The sequence below is a fragment of the Microbulbifer halophilus genome (assembly GCF_026183675.1).
Taxonomy (GTDB): domain Bacteria; phylum Pseudomonadota; class Gammaproteobacteria; order Pseudomonadales; family Cellvibrionaceae; genus Microbulbifer; species Microbulbifer halophilus.
This window is the reverse complement of record NZ_JAPIVK010000006.1, coordinates 128,375-146,227: the sequence shown is the minus strand read 5'-3', so window position 1 is coordinate 146,227 and position 17,853 is coordinate 128,375. Positions and strand designations below refer to the sequence as shown.

The following is a 17,853-nucleotide window of genomic DNA, read 5'->3' as shown; positions in this document are numbered from 1 at the left end:
TTCCGGATTTGATCCGGAATCCAGGAGCCAGGGCACTGGATCCCGGATCAAGTCCGGGATGACGATTGGTGCGCAACTTAGAGGCTGTCCAGCAATGCCTTGGCGGTGGCCTCGGAGGAGGCGGGGTTCTGGCCGGTGATCAGCAGTCCGTCGGCGACCACATGGCTGGCCCAGTCGTCGCCCCTGGAGTACTGACCGCCGTTGTCTTTCAGCATATCCTCGACCAGGAAGGGGACTATCTGCGTCAGGCCCACGGCTTCCTCCTCGGAGTTGGTGAAGCCGGTGACTTTTTTGCCGCTGACCAGCGGTTCGCCCTGCGAATTTTTTACCTGACGCAGTACACCGGGGGCGTGGCAGACCGCCGCCACCGGTTTGTCCGCGCCGATAAAGGACTCGATCAGTGCGATGGAATCGCGATCCCCGGCCAGGTCCCACAGCGGGCCGTGGCCGCCGGGATAGAAGACCGCATCGAAATCGTCCGCATTCATGTCGGCGAGGAGGGCGGTATTGGCCAGTACCTGCTGCGCGTCTTTGTCGCCGTGGAAGCGCTCGGTAGCCGGTGTCTGCGCATCCGGGTTGTCGCTGTTCGGATCCAGCGGCGGTTGCCCGCCCCGGGGCGACGCGAGGGTAATGTCCGCACCGGCATCCCTGAAGATGTAATAGGGCGCGGCGAATTCCTCCAGCCAGAAGCCGGTCTTGTTGCCGGTATCGCCCAGCTGGTCGTGCGAGGTCAGTACCATCAGGATTTTCATGCAGTTTCCTTGTTGAAATGGGTGGGACAGGGGCCGCAGCCACCGCAAGGTTGGCCGCGGCATTTTTGGGGGGTTTGGCTCGGTGCCCGAGTCAGCCGTCGTCGCCCACGCGGATCACCAGCTTGCCGAAGTTCTTGCCCTCCAGCATACCGATAAAGGCCTCCGGGGCGTTTTCCAGCCCGTCGACGATTTCCTCGCGGTATTTGATCTGGCCGTCGGCGACCCAGTCGGACATCTGCGGGAAAAACTCGCCGAAGCGTTTTTCGTAGTCGAAGATGATGAAGCCCTGGATTTTCAGCCGCTTGATCAGCGCCTGGCCCATCAGCAGGCCCAGGCGGTCCGGCCCTTTCGGCAGTGAGGTGGCGTTGTACTGGGACACCAGGCCGCACAGCGGGATGCGCGCGAAGGTGTTGAGCAGCGGCAGCACGCCGTCGAACACCTTGCCACCGACATTCTCGAAATAGATATCGATGCCGTCCGGGCAGGCCGCGGCCAGCTGCTCGGCAAAGTCGTCGGCGTAGTGATCGATACAGGCGTCGAAGCCCAGTTCCTCTACCGCGTAGCGGCATTTCTCCGCGCCGCCGGCCACGCCCACTGCGCGACAGCCCCGGATCCTGGCGATCTGGCCCACGGTGGCGCCCACCGGACCGGTGGCCGCGGCCACCACCAGGGTTTCGCCCTCCTTCGGTTCGCCGATATCCAGCAGGCCCATATAGGCGGTGAAGCCGGGCATGCCCAGCACGCCCAGGGCGTAGGAGGGATTCTGCGGCGACGGACCGAGATTCATCAGGCCGCTGCCGTCGGAGACGGCGTAGTCCTGCCAGCCGGTGTAGGCCAGTACCCAGTCGCCCTTGCCGAAGTGTTCATTGCGGGATTCCACCACGCGGCAGACGGTGGCGCCGCACATCACGTCATCCACGGCCACCGGCTCGGCGTAGGAAGGCGCATCGCTCATGCGGCCGCGCATGTAAGGGTCCAGCGACAGGTAGACGCTGCGCAGCAGCACCTCGCCGTCGGCGGGCTGGGGGATCTCGGTTTGCTCCAGGCGGAAGTTGTCCGCCGCCGGTGCGCCCTCGGGGCGCGATGCCAGTACGAAGCGGCGGTTGCTGTTGTCCGGTTGGGTCATGGTGCAGTCCTCTGCAGTGAAGTGTGTGGTTGAGTTGTAGTGCAGTGCCGCCAATAGATTGTAGTGGCGGGCATTTCTACTAGACCGGTCGTCTAATCTGTGCGCGAAAAAATACCCGCACGCGGCGGGCAGGTTTTGTTGTCCGGATCAGCTTCCCAGTGTGGCGCGGGTGATCTGCAGCGCCTGCTCCATGGGTTCGCTGGAGCGGTGCAGCTTGGCCAGCAGGCTGGCGCCGAGCCACAGTTGGTAGAGCATGGTGGCTGTCTGCTGTGGATCCAGTGTCGTCGGTAGGGAGCCGTCCTTGCGCCCGAGTTCGATACAGCGGGCCACCCGCTCGACGATGCGCTGGGTGCCGTCGCGCAGGGTCAGCCGCATCGGCTCGGACAGGTCCGCCACCTCGGCGCTGAGCTTCACCACCAGGCATTTCTGCTCGTCGCAGCCTTCGTTGTAGCGGCGCAGCCACTCTTTCCAGTAGATCATCAACTGCTGCGCGGCGGGTTTCTCGCCGGGCGTGAACAGCTGATCCACCTCGGCCAGGTACTTGCGGAAATACTCCTCCAGCAATGCCTGGCCGAACTGTTCCTTGGATTTGAAATAGTGGTAGAAGGAGCCCCTGGGCACGCCGGCACTGCCCAGCAGCTCGCTCAACCCCACGCCGTAGAAACCCTTGCCGGCAATGATCCGGTGACCGGTGTCCAGCAGGTGTTGGCGGGTGTCGTCGTAGGCGCGTTTCATGGGGACAGTTTAATAAACAAGTAGACCGGTCGTCTAGTTCCGAAGGGGGCGTCGTGTGTACCGATGGGGCCGTCGAGGCCTCGGGGCCCTTCGCGCGCCTCTCCCCGGCCCCACTGACTCGCGCCATCCCTGGCGCTCACGGTTTCGCGGCGCCTTCGGTGTCCAAATTTGTTCCCGGCAAATTTGTCCCGGTGGGAGAAGGGAGGAGACCATCTATGGAACTCAAGTTTCGGAGTTGAGAAACCTTGAAAATTGGCATAGAGCCGGGTGGCGCGGCCCTTTGCGGGACCTTATGAGACAGGGATGTCGATTAGAGCTTACAGGGACGTACTTGCAGCGTGTCCCGCCAAGGGCCGCGTCACCCGGCTCCCCGACCCGAACCCCGAAACTTGAGTATGGAATCAGTCCTCTTTGTGACTGGCCATATAGTCCAGCGCCAGCCGTGTAATCGCCTCGGTGCCCACCTGCAGCGCGCTCTCGTCGACATAGAAACGCGGCGAGTGGTTGCTGGCGGCCGTGGCGGGGTCCTCGCCTTCCGGGGTCACGCCGAGGAAATAGTAGAAACCCGGTACTTCCTGGGCGAAGAAGGAGAAATCCTCGGCGCCGGTGACCTTGGGCACCTCGAGCACGCGTTTGTCGCCGGCCACCTCGCGCAATGTCGGCAGTACTTCGGTGGTCAGTTGCGGATCATTCACCGTCACCGGGTAACCCTCCAGAATCTGCACCGTGGCCTTGGCGCCGCTGCTCTCGGCGATGTTCTCCGCGGTGATTTTCAGTTTGTCGAAAATCTGCGCGCGGTTGTCCATATCGAAATTGCGGATGGTGCCGTTCAGAAAGACGTTGTCCGGGATGATGTTGTTGCGCACACCGCCCTCGATCACGCCGAAGGACACCACCGCCGGCTCCTTGGTGATATCGATCTGGCGGCTGACGATGGCCTGGGTGCCGGTCACGATCTGCGCCGCCGCGGTGATCGGGTCCACGCCTCCCCAGGGGCGCGAGCCGTGGGTCTGGCGGCCGTCGACGGTGATGCGGAATTCATCCGAGCTGGCCATCAGCGGCCCGGAGCGGTAGCCGATCACGCCCACCGGCAGGTTGGAGGTCACATGCTGGCCGAAGGCCACGTCCGGCTTGTACTTTTTGAAAAGGCCCTCTTTCAGCATCAGTTCGGCGCCGCCTTCCTCGCCGTCCGGTGCGCCCTCCTCGGCGGGCTGGAACACGAACAATACATTGCCGTTCAGTTCCTCGCGCATACCGGCCAGCACTTCCGCCGCGCCCATCAGCATGGCGACGTGGGTGTCGTGGCCGCAGGCGTGCATTACGCCCACTTCCTCGCCGTTGTATTCGGTGGTGACCTCGGAGGCGAAGGGCAGGTCCACCTCTTCGGTGACCGGCAGCGCGTCCATATCCGCGCGCAGGGCCACGGTGGGTCCGGGCCGGCCACCCTTGAGCAGCGCCACCACGCCGGTATGGGCGACTCCGGTCTCCACTTCCATGCCCAGGTCTTCCAGGTGCTGCTGGATATATTTGGCGGTCTCGAACTCGCGGTTGCCCAGCTCCGGGTTCCGGTGGATATGGCGGCGCCACTCGATCACCTTGTCCCCGGTTTGCTCGAGCAGCGGTTCGGGATCGGCGGCCAGCGCCGGGCCGCTGCCCAGAAATGCTGTGCCGATGGCGAAAGACAGGAATATTTTTTTCACGGCGGTTTCCTTTGTGTTTTCATTATCGTTGATCGATTCTAACGCGACTTGACTGAGGTACCACATGACCAATCCGATCATCCAGCGCCTGCGCGAACAGCTGGGCCAGGGCAAGGACTCACCACTGTTGCGTTTCGGTCTCGGCAGCGCCCTGTTCAATGACAAGGCCCACGCGGAGGCCGCCGAGCACCTGCAGGCCTGCGTGGAACAGATGCCGGATCACTCCGCGGCCTGGAAACTGCTGGGGCGCAGCCTGATGGCATTGGATGAAAAGGAGCGCGCGAGGGAGGTGTTGAATCGCGGGCTGGACGTGGCCCGCGACAAGGGCGACAAGCAGGTGGAGCGGGAAATCGAGGTCTTCCTGAAAAAGCTCGCCAAGGACCCCAACTGAGAGGGATTCCCACTTGTCACCGGGACAAATGGGCCATCCTTTCCCTTTGCCAATCATAGGGTTCCTGACAAGGGGGATCAGATATTGTCTAGTGTGCTGTGCGGGAAGTTCGCGAACAAAGGAGCACAGCCAAAGCGATCAGATCAAGGCGAGAAAGCGCTGGAATAGCAGCGCTAATTCAAGCTTTTTCAACGCAGCACCGGCGCCTGTGGCGAAGAGATAGTGTTACAGAATCTACCGCATAGACCACTAGCTTTGCGAGCGGCCCGCTAGTGCCGGGCTCATAGCGGACAGAGTCGGGCCGGTGCTGTTCCGCACCATCAGGCGGTGCGGCAGAATCCTGTTGCAGGCATCCATCTCTTTGCCTTTCAGTTGTGGCAGCAGCTCCATACACTCGATACCGATCTCCGCCATCGGCTGGGAGACAGTGGTCAGTGCCGGGTGGCAGTATTCCGCGTAGGGGATATCGTCGAAACCCATGACCGAAATATCATCGGGGATGCGATAGCCCATGCTGTGCAGGGCGGCGAGGCAGCTCATGGCCATCTCGTCGCTGAAGTTGAAAATGGCGGTGGGGCGGTCCGGTTGCTCCATCAGTTTGCGGGTGGCGCGCTCGGCATCGCGGAGGCCATGGTTGCCCACTTCGATCAGGGTTTCGTCTACCGGAATGCCCCCTCTGTGCAGCGCATAGCGGTAGCCTTTCAGTCGATCCCGGGTACTGGGGTTTTTCCACCATGGCGCGTCTTCTATTGTTTTGCTTTATCGCGGAGAGTGCGCCGCCGCGGAGCAAGCAACCGCTGCTCGCGGGGCTGGTCTCGCGCCACAGCCCGGCAGGCTCGCGAGTGTATCGATGCTTTTATGACCGTCCAGTCTGCCGGTCGGGAATGGCGGGGTTCCGGAAATGAGGCGGCTGCCGGCAGGCCGGAACAAAGTCTTACCTGACTTTCTCTCACGGCGTCCCACTTTTTGTAGGTGATTGATTTATAAGGATTTGTTGGTTCCCGCTTTGTGGTGGGCAAGGTGGGATAGTTCATCTTTAGCCCCAACTTGAAACTGGGACGACACTGCGCGGTCGCGAAACGGAGTATAGCCTGGCGCCAGATAGCGCTATCCTGCGCAGCCCGCATCCATCTTCATCGGATAATCGGATAGCCGTCATCTGACGTACGTAGACGCATAAAAAATAACGACGTGACGATGGGGAGAGAACTCCATGAGCAAGCAAGCTGGATTCAGAAAGAAATCCATGGCGGCGGCAATCGCCGCCCTGACTGGCCTCAGTGGCGCAGCCCTGGCGCAGACCGAATCTGATGTAAGTTCATCCAACAATCTCGAAGAAGTTGTGGTCCTGGGTATCCGTGGCAGTCTCCAGAGATCCATGGATATCAAGCGCGACTCCAGTGGCGTGGTTGACGCCATTTCCGCCGAAGACATCGGCAAGTTCCCCGATACCAACCTGGCGGAGTCCATGCAGCGTATCTCCGGTGTGTCCATCGACCGTGTGAACGGCGAGGGCAGCAAGGTCACGGTGCGTGGCCTGGGGCCGGACTTCAACCTGGTGACCCTGAATGGCCGCCAACTGGCCCGCACCACCGGCGGCCGCTCCTTCGACTTCCAGAATATCGCCTCCGATATGGTCACCGGCGTGGAGGTGGCCAAGACCAGCGATGCGACCCTGCCGTCCGGTGGTATGGGCGCCACCATCAATCTGCTGACTGCGCGTCCACTGGAAACGCCGGAGCGGACCATCCGCTTTTCCGCTAAGGGCGTGATGGATGAGTCTTCCGACGATGCCAGCATCACGCCGGAATACAGCGGTTTCTACTCCGACACCTTTGCCGATGGCGAATTCGGTGTGGTCATCGCCGGCAGTGTGCAGGAGCGCGAGAGTGGCAGTGCGCAATCCACCACGCCCGGCTGGAGCAGTTACGACAGTCCGGATGGTCTTCCAGAGGAGAATCAGGTCAATCGCCCCGGGGAAGGAGACACTTACTCTATTGCCCGCAGCGCCGTCTACAAGTTTGAGGAGCAGCAGCGTAAGCGGACCAACGGCCAACTGGTGCTGCAGTGGGCGCCGACAGACGACCTCACGGCGACCGTGGATTACAACTACTACCAGAACGAAATTGCCAAGCAGTTCAATGATATCTCTGTCTACCACAGTTGGGCGGGTGACCAGCAGGGTGTATGGACCGATGGCCCCATTTCCTCGCCGTTGATCTATTCCGAATTCGGCACAGGCGGTGATGTGGCCATGGGTGGCGGCAGCACTGCAGAGGTATTCGAAGGCGATATGGCGGGTATCAACCTGGACTGGCAAGTCAACGACCGCCTGAGTTTGGAGTTTGATGGCCAGCACTCCGAGGCAGAGCGCCGTCCGGACAGTCCCTGGGGGACGAGTGGCACCATGAGCCTCGCGGCCATGGTGCGCAACGGTAGCAGCGTGGACTACACCAAAGATCTGCCGGCCATTTATGTCGATACTGACGATGGCATCAATGCCTCGGATATTCTGCTGACTGGTTCTGCTCTCACCAATAGCAAGGATCATTCCGAGATTGATCAGTTCCGCTTCAGCGGTAACTTTGAGCTGAACGAATCCAGCGATATCGATTTCGGTATCTCTCGCCAGGAAGTGAGCAATACCTCCCAGTCAGTGAATGTAATGCGTAACGCCTGGGGTGGTGTGGGCAGTCCAGAAGATCTGCCGGATGATCTGTTTACGCCCAAGAGCATTTCCAGTCAGTTTGATATGTCTTGGGGGGATTTCTCCGAGCTCGGTGGCCTGGAGGCCATGGATACTTATTACGCCTGGAACTTCGAGGAGGTGCGCGCAACCGCGGAGGAGTTGTACGGCGAAGATCCTGGCGACATTGCTAATGCCACCCGTATGGGGGATTGCGGTACCGCATTCTGTGCCTCCACCGACTGGGGCGCCGAAACCGACCGTACCACGGAGGAAACTTCCAACGCCGTTTACGTTCAGTACAACTTCCGCTCCGAGCTCAGCGGTATGCCCTATCAGCTGAATGCCGGCCTTCGCTACGAGGAGACCGAAGTGGAATCCACCTCGGTGGTACCGGCCTATAATGGCGCATATTGGCCATCCGACAACGAAGTTATCCTGCAGAGCAGTGGCGAGCGGGAATACTTGACCGAAACCGGTGACTACAGTTACGTGCTGCCGAGCCTGGCGTTCAGTATGGACCTGAAGGATGACCTGGTGGCACGTGCCGCCGTGAGCGAGGCCATCTCCCGGCCGGGATACGGCGACATCCAGGGTGGCACCTCTGTGGGTACTGTGGCGAATGCCGGTCTCGGCGGCGGCAGCGCCGGTAACCCGGGGCTGAAACCCTTCGAGTCCCTCAATTACGATCTGTCCCTGGAGTGGTATTACGGCGACAGCAGCTATGCCTCTGCGGGCCTGTTCCGCAAGGAAGTGTCCAACTTCATCAGCAGCGGCATAACGGAAAAAACCGTATTCAACATCCCCAACCCGGCGAAAGGTCCGCTGGTAGAGGAAGCCCGGGCCGCCGGTCACGATACCTTTGGCACTATTCGCCAGTATATTGCCGAGAATCACGCCGACAATCCCTACGTTGACGTGGAATACGGCAGTGGCGGCGAAATTGAGGGGGTTAGCATCAGCGGCAATCCGGAAACCGATCCCGACCTGGTGTTCCTCATCAGCCAGCCGGTGAATGGTGATGTGGAAAACACCATCGACGGCCTGGAGTTGGCGGTGCAGCATATGTTCGGCGAATCGGGTTTCGGCGTGCAGGCCAATTATACGGCGGTAGATTCGGACCTGGAGTACGACCCCTACCTGCTGATGGACCAGGAGTCCATGATTGGTCTCAGCGATTCCGCCAACCTGGTGGGCTTCTATGACAGGAACGGTTTCCAGGCCCGTATTGCCTATAACTGGCGCGACGAGTTCCTGAGCTCCCGCAGCCATGAAGAAACTCCGTCTGGTGCCCATCCGCAGTACACCGAGGCCTACAGCCAGATTGATGTGAATTTCAGCTATGAGCTGCCACAACTGGAAGGACTGCAGGTGTTTCTGGAGGGGATCAACGTTACCGATGAATACATCCGTGTTCACGGCCGCGATGATCGCCAGCTCCTGGGGCTCTACCAGGGTGGAGAGCGCTGGCAGCTGGGTGCCCGCTACGCCTTCTGAACCATTGCCGGGAATGGTTTGACAAGGCAAAGGAAAGCCGCTGGTCCCCGGGGACCAGCGGCTTTTTTGATTCGGAAAACTGTGTAATCCTGAAACAACAATAACGAGTGACGACGAGAGAAGTACGATGACCAATGCGGTACTGCTGAACAATGTGGAGCATGGCGACCTGCGTGTGAATGCCGAGCGCCATGCGGCACTGGGCGACGACGCCTGGTTCGCGCTGACCTTCCCGCTGGAGTTTCGCGCACTCCAGGGGCAATATCCCATTTTTTTCCAGAAAGACGCCAGCAGCGGCAGCTTTTTCCCGCTGGCGTTACTGGGTTTCCAACCCGGCGAAAACCTCTACCTGCGCGAAGACGGTTGGGCAGCCTCTTATGTCCCGCTGACCATTCGCCGCGAGCCGTTCCTGATCGGGCGCCAGGATTTTGTCGAAGACGGGGTGCAGAAAAGCCGCCGCGTCATTCATATCGATATCGACAACCCGCGGGTCAATCGCGAGCGGGGCGAGCCCCTGTTTCTGGAATACGGCGGAAACTCCCCTTACCTGGACAGCGTGGCTGATATGCTCGATGCGATCCATCGGGGTATAGAGCAGAGTGAAAAATTTGTCCGCGCACTGCAGGTCAACGGCCTGCTGGAACCCTTTACCCTGGACGTGACCCTGGACAATGGTGAGGCCAATCAGCTCAAGGGCTTTTACACCATCGATGAAGAGCGGCTGCGGGGAATGAGCGCGGAGGACCTGGACGAGCTCCATCGTGCGGGCTTCCTGGAGGCCATCTATATGGCCATGGCCTCCCAGTCGCAGTTGCGTCGCCTGATCGATGAAAAAAACCGCCGACTCTCCGTGCAGTAGGGGGATGCCATGGGCCAGCCATTTATCGAAACCGCCGGGTTGCCCTCCACCGATGAAGTGGAAGGGGTCAATCCGGGCAATGTCCTGGCGTCTGTGGTCGGCGTTACCCGACCACTGATTCTGCGCGGCTACTGCGGGCATTTCCCCTCTGTTCGCGCGGGCCGGGAATCTCCCCGGGCCATGGCGGACTATCTCCTCGATCACTATGGAGGGAGACCCGTCAATGGCTGTTACGGCGATGCGAGCACCGGCGGCCGGGTGTTCTACAGCGAAGACCTGAGCGGCTTCAACTTCCAGACCCATCGAGTGGATCTGCGCGCGTTGCTGGAGGATATTCTGGCCAGTGCCGATACGGCTGCCATGCCAATGCGGTATATGCCCTCCAGCGAAGTATCGCACTGGTTTCCCGCATTCGCCGACGCCAATGACGCCGGCGTCGGCGAGGTCTCTCCCATCGGCTCCCTGTGGCTGGGCAACAGGGTGCGTGTGGCGGCCCACTACGACTTCCCCAATAACCTCGCCTGCAATATTGCCGGCAGGCGGCGTTTTACCCTGCTGCCGCCGGAGGAGATCGCCAACCTCTATCCGGGGCCGCTGGAGTTTGCACCCGGTGGCCAGGAGGTGAGCCTGGTGGATTTTCACAACCCGGACTTCGAGCGCTTTCCACGCTTCCGCGAGGCTCTGGCCCATGCACAGCTTGCAGAACTGGAGCCCGGCGATGCCCTGTTCCTGCCGGGGATGTGGTGGCACCATGTGGAGAGCCTGGATACTCTGAATGTGCTCTATACCCACTGGTGGCGCGACTCTGAGGCCTTCATGGGCCGCCCTACCAACGCCCTGTTCCATGCCATTCTGGGGTTGCGCAATCTGCCGGAGCACCAACGCAAGGCCTGGAAGGCGCTGTTCGACTACTACATTTTCGACGCCGGTGACGGTGCCGCCGAACATATCGAGCCCGATGCCCGCGGTATATTGCAGCAGCCGCTCAGCGTCGAGGCCGCCATGCGGTTGCGCGCCAAGTTACAAAATGACCTGAAACGCTGAGCGTGTCATCAGTCAGCGAGAGAATCACGTGAACGCAGAGAAAAGAATTCGCAGAGTGGTTGTTGCCGGTGGTGGTACCGCCGGCTGGATGACTGCCGCTGCCCTGTCCAAACTGCTTGGGAAAAATCTCGATATTTGTCTGGTCGAGTCGGAATCCATAGGAACCGTTGGTGTCGGCGAAGCCACCATTCCCACTTTACAGTTGTTCCACCAGCTCCTGGGGATCGATGAGCGGGAGGTGATGGCATATACCAATGCTACATTCAAGCTGGGCATTGCGTTTGAAAACTGGAAAGATGTGGATCACAGCTATATCCACTCCTTCGGTACCGCTGGGAAAGACTGTTGGGCCTGTAACTTCAGTCATTTCTGGGTCAAAGGCCTGCGGAATGGTATCAGTCACGATATCGGAGACTATTGCCTGGAACACTTCGCTTCGAGGCAGGGACGGTTCCAGGTCGCGCCGCGACAGGAGCGCAATCACGCCTATCACTTGGATGCTACCCTCTATGCCAAGTATTTGCGCGAACTGGCGGAAAAGTACGGCGCTATGCGTATCGAAGGCAAGATTGAAGATGTGCAGCTGGATCACCACAACGGTCATATCAAGGCACTGAAGTTGGACAGCGGAAAATTGCTGGAAGGGGATCTGTTTATCGATTGTAGCGGATTCCGCGGTCTGTTAATCGACAAGGCACTGCACACCGGCTATGAGGACTGGGGGCACTGGTTGCCATGTGATCGTGCAGTAGCGGTGCAAACCGGAAAAGCAGCGAAGCCGATGCCTTACACCCGCTCTATCGCACGCGAATCCGGCTGGCAATGGCGTATTCCCCTACAGTCCCGCAGTGGCAACGGCCTGGTGTTCTGCAGCCACTACATGGATGATAACGACGCACGTAAACAGCTGCTGGGTAACATCGAAGGCGAGCCGATCAATGAGCCGCGTGTTATTCCATTCCGAACCGGCACTCGTCGCCAGCACTGGAATAAAAACTGCATCGCGGTAGGACTTTCCAGTGGTTTTATCGAGCCGTTGGAATCCACCAGTATCCACCTGATCCAGCGCAGTATTATCCGACTGCTAACTGTTTTTCCATCCAACGGTATCTTCCAAGTGGATATCAATGAGTTCAACAGAATGGTGCGGGACGAAACGGAAAATGTGCGAGACTTTGTGATTTTGCACTACAAGCTGACCGATCGGCAGGACTCTGAGTTCTGGCGTTACTGTCGCGGTATGGATATTCCCGACTCACTCGCTCACCGTATGGAGATGTTCGAAAAAAGTGGCCGCGTATACAAATATGGCGAGGAGCTGTTTGGCGAAACCTCTTGGCTTCAGGTCATGCTGGGCCAGGGCCTGATGCCCCGCACCTATCACCCCATCGTGGACATGATGAGCGATGAAGAGCTGAGTCGCTTCCTCGCCAGTATCCGCAACTATGTGCGGCAAAAGGTGGATAGCTGGCCCGACCATATGGAATTCATCAACCGATACTGCAAAGCCAATATCGGGTAAGTGCGCCGGAATCGCTATCGGACCTGCAGCGGATTCCCCACTTCGACACCTCCAGTCCGTATTTCTTTGCCCTGCTGCTGTACCTGAACCCGGGCCCCCGCGGCGGTACCGGCTTTTTTCGCCACCGGAGCACCGGTTTCGAGCGGGTGAGTGAGGAGCGCACGGAGACCTACTTTTCCAGCACGGATCAGTTCCTGCGGGAGCAGGGCGGCCCCTCCGCCGGCTATGTGACCGAAAGCCGCGACGGCTTCGAGCTCTATCACCGGATTGATTATCAACAGCATCGCCTCTCCATCTACCCCGGAAGCCTGCTGCATTCCATTCTGGTGGACACGGAGACGGACATCGATCCGGATCCGCGAAGTGGTCGCCTAACCGCCAATCTGTTTTTCGAGTTTTCCTGAGAATTGGGCGCGAGTTCAAAGATTTGTCGCCTGGATTTCCCTTTCGCTGGTTGCTGAGCGCACCAGATTGGAGATATCCCTAAAGTGGGACGACGCAGGTGCACCGGGCAACTACCCTCCATCTCTCCATAACCAGCAATGCGAGTGCAGCAGGCGAATTAACTCAGGTTTCGGGAGCCGGTGCGGGGTGCCGCCGACAGGAATCTCCAGCCCCAAAACCCGGGTTATCCGCTCTCGCAGAAGTCCAATAATCAATAATACAAAACAGCGAGGATCGACCCATGTGTCAATACCCTCCACAGCGGGACACCTTTCTGGCGTCCGCGCTCTCCCTGTTCATGGCCGCTGCTTTTCTAGCGATGAGTGTCACGGCCCAGGCCCAGTCCACCGACCTGGCCGGCGGCGCCACGGCGTCGGCGAGTACCGCGGACCTGGCCGCCGCCAATGCGGTGGATGGCGACGACAACACACGCTGGGCCTCGGCGGCCCAGACCGATCCCTCTTGGCTGAGCATCGATCTCGGCCAGCCCTACGATCTGGATCGGGTAGAGATTTCCTGGGAAGCGGCCAACGCCGAAACCTATGAAATCCTCGGCTCCAACGATGGCATTCAGTGGGACACCCTCGCCACAGAGAGTGGTGGCGTCTTCGGTGATCGCACCGATAGCGTGCCGGTTGGCGGTACCTATCGGCATGTCAGGGTTCACGGAATCAGCCGAAGCGACGGGAACCAGTGGGGATATTCCATTTGGGAACTGGATGTCTACGGCTCGCAACCGGACTGCGACAGTGGCTGCGTGGTGGAGCTGGATGCCGCCACCGCCCAGGCCCGCATGACCGGGGGGGATATTGTGGATATCCACTACACCGTGAACGGTGGTGTCCAGCAGAATGTGAGAATGACGCAGGACGGTGGCGACTGGTATCACAATATTGCCAATCTCACCGCGGGCGACGTCATCAGCCTGCACTACACCAAAATCACCGACGGCGTCGGCGAGACGACGGCCGCGACCCAGTACACTTTCCTGGGTCAGGGCGGTTCCTCATCCGGCGGGGGCGGGTCCAGTTCGGGCAGTTCCAGTTCGAGCAGTTCCAGTAGCTCCAGCTCAAGTAGCTCGAGCTCCAGCAGTTCCAGCAGTTCCAGCAGTTCCAGCAGTTCTTCGGGTGGTTCGTCGTCCGGCAGCAGTTCCTCATCCGGCGGCTCGCCCGACCTCGGCAACATTCTTCCCCTCTATGACAGCACCACACCGCTCGAGCCGGCGATCCAGTTCGAGACCGATACCGCACTGGTCACCCGATTCTCGGATCGTGCCCGAGATCGCCACGCAAAAGAGGATCATTTCCAGGCGTACGACCACTACCTGAGTTTCTACTGGGAAGACCGCACTGCCGGGATCGAGATCATCGACGAGGTTGCCAAGGGTGGCGACACGGTGCGGATGAATGTACGGACCGAGTTTCGCTTGAGTGACACCGAGGCGGAGAACCGCTGGTTTTACCGCGGTGTCGGCACGGTTGCCGAGTACTGCGACAACGGCACCATGGTGGTGGAGGACCAGTATAACTACCACAAGGAGCGCACCTATAACTGCCGTGAAGGCCGTAATATCCAGGTGGGCGACAAGCTGGAATTCGAGATCAGCCAGTTCCTGGATGCCAGTGTGCCCAATGGGCGGGCCAACTATTACGGCACCACCTTCCTGTACATCGTCGGCGAGGGGCTGGTGCCCTGGGATGTCGGCGGCGAAACACCATTCGGCGGCGTCAAGGATTCCTTCCGCATTCCGGAGCGCGCCTGGCTGGGTGGCGAAACCACCATTCACGAGATGACTTCCGGGGAGACGGACAACCATTTCATGCAGATGGCGACGAATGCCGGCTACGACAATGCGCAGCCGTTCATGCGTGGCCGCCGCATACTCCACAGTTCGGCGGTGGATGGCGTCCACGACGAGAAGCCGATTGAGAACCCGCCGATGCAGGACATGCTCGGTCTGGCCGGGCCGCACTATATCAACGACAGCTGTGCCGGCTGCCACGCACGCAACGGCCGCGCCGCACCCGCGCCGGTGGGAGAGCCACTGGACAAATGGACCTTCAAGGTGGCCGATGCCAACGGCAATCCGGATCCCTATCTCGGCTCGGTGCTACAGCCCAAAGCCAGAGACGGCGCCGCCAGTGAAGGCAGTGTGTCCATCGCCTTCTGGAGTGAACAGAATGGCCTGCGCTCGCCCAATTACGCCTTTACCGGCGTGACGCCGGAGCGCTTCTCCGCCCGCATCGCGCCCAACCTGGTGGGTATGGGCCTGCTGGAAGCGATCGGTGAATCCGCCATTCTGGCGCAGGCGGATCCGAACGACGCCGACGGCGATGGTATTTCCGGTCGCGCCAATCGGGTAATAGACCCGGAGACCGGCGACACCCGCCTCGGCCGCTTCGGTTGGAAGGCCGGTAGTGCGAGCATCCGCCACCAGCTGGCGCGGGCCCTCAATACCGATATGGGCGTGCTGTCATCCGTGTATCCGCAGCCGGATTGCGGCGGCAGCCAGAGTGATTGCGGCAATAGCGGTGCGGAGCTCGACGACGAACATCTGCAGGATCTGATCAAATACATTTCGCTGCTGGGCGTGCGTCCGCAGCGGGATTACAACGATCCCTCGGTACAGAACGGTGAACAGCTGTTCGCGGATGCTGGCTGTGCCGGTTGCCACACGCCCACCCACCAGACCGGTGAAAATCACCCGCTGGCCGAACTGCGCAACCAGACCATTCACCCCTATACCGATCTGCTGTTGCACGATATGGGGCCGGGCCTGGCGGATAATTTCGGCGAAGGCGAGGCCACCGGTGCCGAGTGGCGCACGCCGCCGCTGTGGGGGCTGGGTCTTTCCGCCTGTGTCACCGGCGGGGTGGAAAACCCCACGGGGCAGCAGGGCGATGAAATCTGTACGCCCGAGCACAGCTATCTCCACGACGGTCGCGCCCGCTCCATCGAAGAGGCCATCCTCTGGCACGGTGGCGAGGGGCAGGCTGCCAATGACAACTATCAGGAGCTGTCGTCTTCCGACAAACAGGATCTGCTGAACTTCCTCAACTCACTCTAACTCAAGCTTCTGAGCTCTGCTTCGGGGAGCCGGGGCGGGGTGCGTCTTTCCGGGACACGGCTAGGCGCCCCCGCCGTGAATACGTCCCCGTAGGCTTGTCTGCGAGGTCCCTCTCGCAGACAGTCCCAGAAAGGCGCACCCCGCCCCGGCTTGTGCCATCGGCAGGCATTTCCAGCTCCGAAAGCTGAGCCTGTAAAAAACTGCAGGGCGTGCCCTGTTTTCTCCGTTTTTCCTGAATGAATGTTCGCCCCACCTTGCGCATTTTCGCAATGTGGGGCGATTCTTTTTGCGTTTCCCCGTTAGATAAAAAGTGCTCCCTGTTTCGGGAGCGATTAAAAACAATAACCAAGCGATGAGGAGACAAACATGCCTGCAATCCCTTTCCGGGTAACACTACTCGCCCTGGCCGCAGCGACCACCGCCTGTGGTGGCGGCAGTTCCGGCGGCAACAGCGACGGCATCACCGACATACCCGAAGATCCCGTTGAGACCCGCCCCGAACGCTGCCTGGAAGATCCGCAGAATTCCGGCTACTGCCTGGTATGGCAGGACGAATTCTCCGGCGACGCCATCGACAGCGAAAAATGGACCCACGAACAGAACTGCACCGGCGGCGGCAACAACGAGGCCCAGTGCTATGTGGACGACCGGGACAACTCCTGGGTCGCCGACGATATGCTGCATATCAAAGCCATCCGCGAAGACGCGGTGGGCCCGGGCAAGACCGATGACGACCCCGACTACGATCCCGAAGACACCAGCGGCAGCGGCACCTATACCTCCGCACGCCTGCGTAGCAAGGGGCTCGGCGACTGGAAGTACGGCCGCTTCGAGATGCGCGCAAAACTGCCCCACGGGCAGGGGAGCTGGCCGGCTTTCTGGATGCTGCCCACGGATTGGGAATACGGCGGCTGGCCGTTGTCCGGGGAGATCGACATCCTGGAGGCGGTGAACCTGAAAGTGGGCGGCGAGGACCGTATCCACGGCACCCTGCATTTCGGCGATGAATGGCCCGGCAACGTCCACTCCGGCGAGGCCTATCGGATCCCCGGCGACCTCAACCCGGCGGACGGTTTCCACGATTATGCGGTGGAGTGGGAAGAGGGGGAGATCCGCTGGTATGTGGATGGCGACCACTACGCCACCCAGACCAGCGACGGCTGGTATTCCTCCGCCGCGCTGGACAATCCCCTGGCGCCCTTCGACCGGACCTTCCACCTGATTCTCAACCTGGCCGTGGGCGGAGACTGGCCGGCCAACGTCAATGATGGCGGTATCGACGAAAGCGCTTTTCCGCAGGAATTCCAGATCGACCATGTGCGTGTCTATCAATGCAGCGAGGATTTCGAGACCGGCCGGGGCTGTGCGAGTACGGATGGAGATTTCGTCAGCAACCCCGGTCATACGCCGCCCGAGGCGCCGGACAATGCCGGTGACGAGCTGGTGATATTCAACGGAGAAATCCGGGCGCCCTACCAGTGGTACACCTATACAGACGGCGGCACTGTGGATTTTGAAACGGTGGAAGTAGGTGGTGACTACGGCGATGCGGGCCGGATTACCTACAACACCGACGCGGGTATCGGTTTTTTCCAGTCCGTGGATGCCTACGACCTGAGTGATTACACCTACGTGAAGTTTGACTTGCGGGTTCTGGAAGAGCCGGCCGATGCCGGCTCGGCTGCCCTCACCTTTCGCGCCGACTGCGGGCATCCCTGTACTTCCGGGGATTACCCCCTGGACATGCCGCCGCTCGATCAGTGGACCCACTTCGAGATCCCCATGGCGGACCTGGTCGACGGCGGCCTGAACGCGAAAGCGGTGGATACGCCGTTTGTGATCTCTCCGGTCTGGGGAAACCAGGATGGTGCGGTACTGCAGGTGGACAACGTGCGCCTGGCCCGGTGAGTTCCGTCCCATTTTGATGTCTGCTGCGGGCGGCAAGGTGGTATGCACCATTTTGCCATGCCGTTTCAAAGTGGGACGACCCCACCCGGGGCCTCCCGTACAACGGAGGCTGCCGGGTGCCG

At 60.4% G+C, this 17,853-nt stretch carries 13 protein-coding genes; 8 read left to right on the top strand and 5 right to left on the bottom strand.

The features are described from left to right. Window positions 1–77: 77 nt before the first annotated feature. From OQE62_RS05005 to OQE62_RS04990, 4 genes are all read right to left on the bottom strand, one after another. Window positions 78–752, bottom strand: a complete 675-nt coding sequence (locus tag OQE62_RS05005) for a type 1 glutamine amidotransferase domain-containing protein (RefSeq protein WP_265720899.1) — start codon at window positions 750–752, stop codon at window positions 78–80. A 91-nt stretch (window positions 753–843) separates the two neighbouring features. Beyond that, entirely contained in the window at window positions 844–1,878 is a 1,035-nt protein-coding gene (locus tag OQE62_RS05000; protein ID WP_265720898.1) for an NADP-dependent oxidoreductase, read from the bottom strand. A gap of 147 nt (window positions 1,879–2,025) precedes the next feature. Further along, the gene (locus OQE62_RS04995) at window positions 2,026–2,613 is read right to left on the bottom strand and encodes a TetR/AcrR family transcriptional regulator (RefSeq protein WP_265720897.1); all 588 of its coding nucleotides are present in this window, start codon (window positions 2,611–2,613) and stop codon (window positions 2,026–2,028) included. 401 nt (window positions 2,614–3,014) lie between these two features. Next, window positions 3,015–4,313 (bottom strand): M20 family metallopeptidase, encoded by a 1,299-nt coding sequence (locus OQE62_RS04990; protein WP_265720896.1) that lies wholly within the window; start codon window positions 4,311–4,313, stop codon window positions 3,015–3,017. A gap of 64 nt (window positions 4,314–4,377) precedes the next feature. On the opposite strand from OQE62_RS04990, the gene OQE62_RS04985 reads away from it, so the two are divergent. Then, window positions 4,378–4,704, top strand: a complete 327-nt coding sequence (locus OQE62_RS04985; RefSeq protein WP_265720895.1) for a tetratricopeptide repeat protein — start codon at window positions 4,378–4,380, stop codon at window positions 4,702–4,704. Window positions 4,705–4,953: 249 nt separating this feature from the next. Here the strand turns inward: OQE62_RS04985 and OQE62_RS04980 are convergent, their stop codons facing one another. Then, on the bottom strand, window positions 4,954–5,454 hold the full coding sequence (locus OQE62_RS04980) for a substrate-binding domain-containing protein (RefSeq protein WP_265720912.1): 501 nt from the start codon (window positions 5,452–5,454) through the stop codon (window positions 4,954–4,956). 463 nt (window positions 5,455–5,917) lie between these two features. On the opposite strand from OQE62_RS04980, the gene OQE62_RS04975 reads away from it, so the two are divergent. The 7 genes from OQE62_RS04975 (at window position 5,918) to OQE62_RS04945 (ending at window position 17,731) form a co-directional block, all read left to right on the top strand. Continuing rightward, window positions 5,918–8,887: a TonB-dependent receptor gene (locus OQE62_RS04975; RefSeq protein WP_265720894.1), complete on the top strand. Its 2,970-nt coding sequence runs from the start codon at window positions 5,918–5,920 to the stop codon at window positions 8,885–8,887. A 127-nt stretch (window positions 8,888–9,014) separates the two neighbouring features. Next, window positions 9,015–9,746, top strand: coding sequence for a SapC family protein (locus OQE62_RS04970; RefSeq protein WP_265720893.1), 732 nt, complete (start codon window positions 9,015–9,017; stop codon window positions 9,744–9,746). 9 nt (window positions 9,747–9,755) lie between these two features. Beyond that, on the top strand, window positions 9,756–10,790 hold the full coding sequence (locus OQE62_RS04965; protein WP_265720892.1) for a cupin-like domain-containing protein: 1,035 nt from the start codon (window positions 9,756–9,758) through the stop codon (window positions 10,788–10,790). Window positions 10,791–10,818: 28 nt separating this feature from the next. Beyond that, window positions 10,819–12,312, top strand: a complete 1,494-nt coding sequence (locus OQE62_RS04960) for a tryptophan halogenase family protein (RefSeq protein ID WP_265720891.1) — start codon at window positions 10,819–10,821, stop codon at window positions 12,310–12,312. Beyond that, a complete protein-coding gene (locus OQE62_RS04955) occupies window positions 12,258–12,716 on the top strand; it encodes a DUF6445 family protein (RefSeq protein ID WP_322746561.1) in 459 nt (152 codons plus the stop codon). The genes OQE62_RS04960 and OQE62_RS04955 overlap by 55 nt, the downstream gene beginning before the upstream one ends. Before the next feature lie 281 nt (window positions 12,717–12,997). Then, complete coding sequence (locus tag OQE62_RS04950) at window positions 12,998–15,823, top strand: di-heme oxidoredictase family protein (protein WP_265720890.1); 2,826 nt, start codon at window positions 12,998–13,000, stop codon at window positions 15,821–15,823. Between the two features lie 366 nt (window positions 15,824–16,189). Next, window positions 16,190–17,731 carry a glycoside hydrolase family 16 protein gene (locus tag OQE62_RS04945; protein ID WP_265720889.1) on the top strand — a complete coding sequence of 514 codons (1,542 nt, stop codon included), beginning with the start codon at window positions 16,190–16,192 and terminating at the stop codon, window positions 17,729–17,731. Window positions 17,732–17,853: the final 122 nt, after the last annotated feature.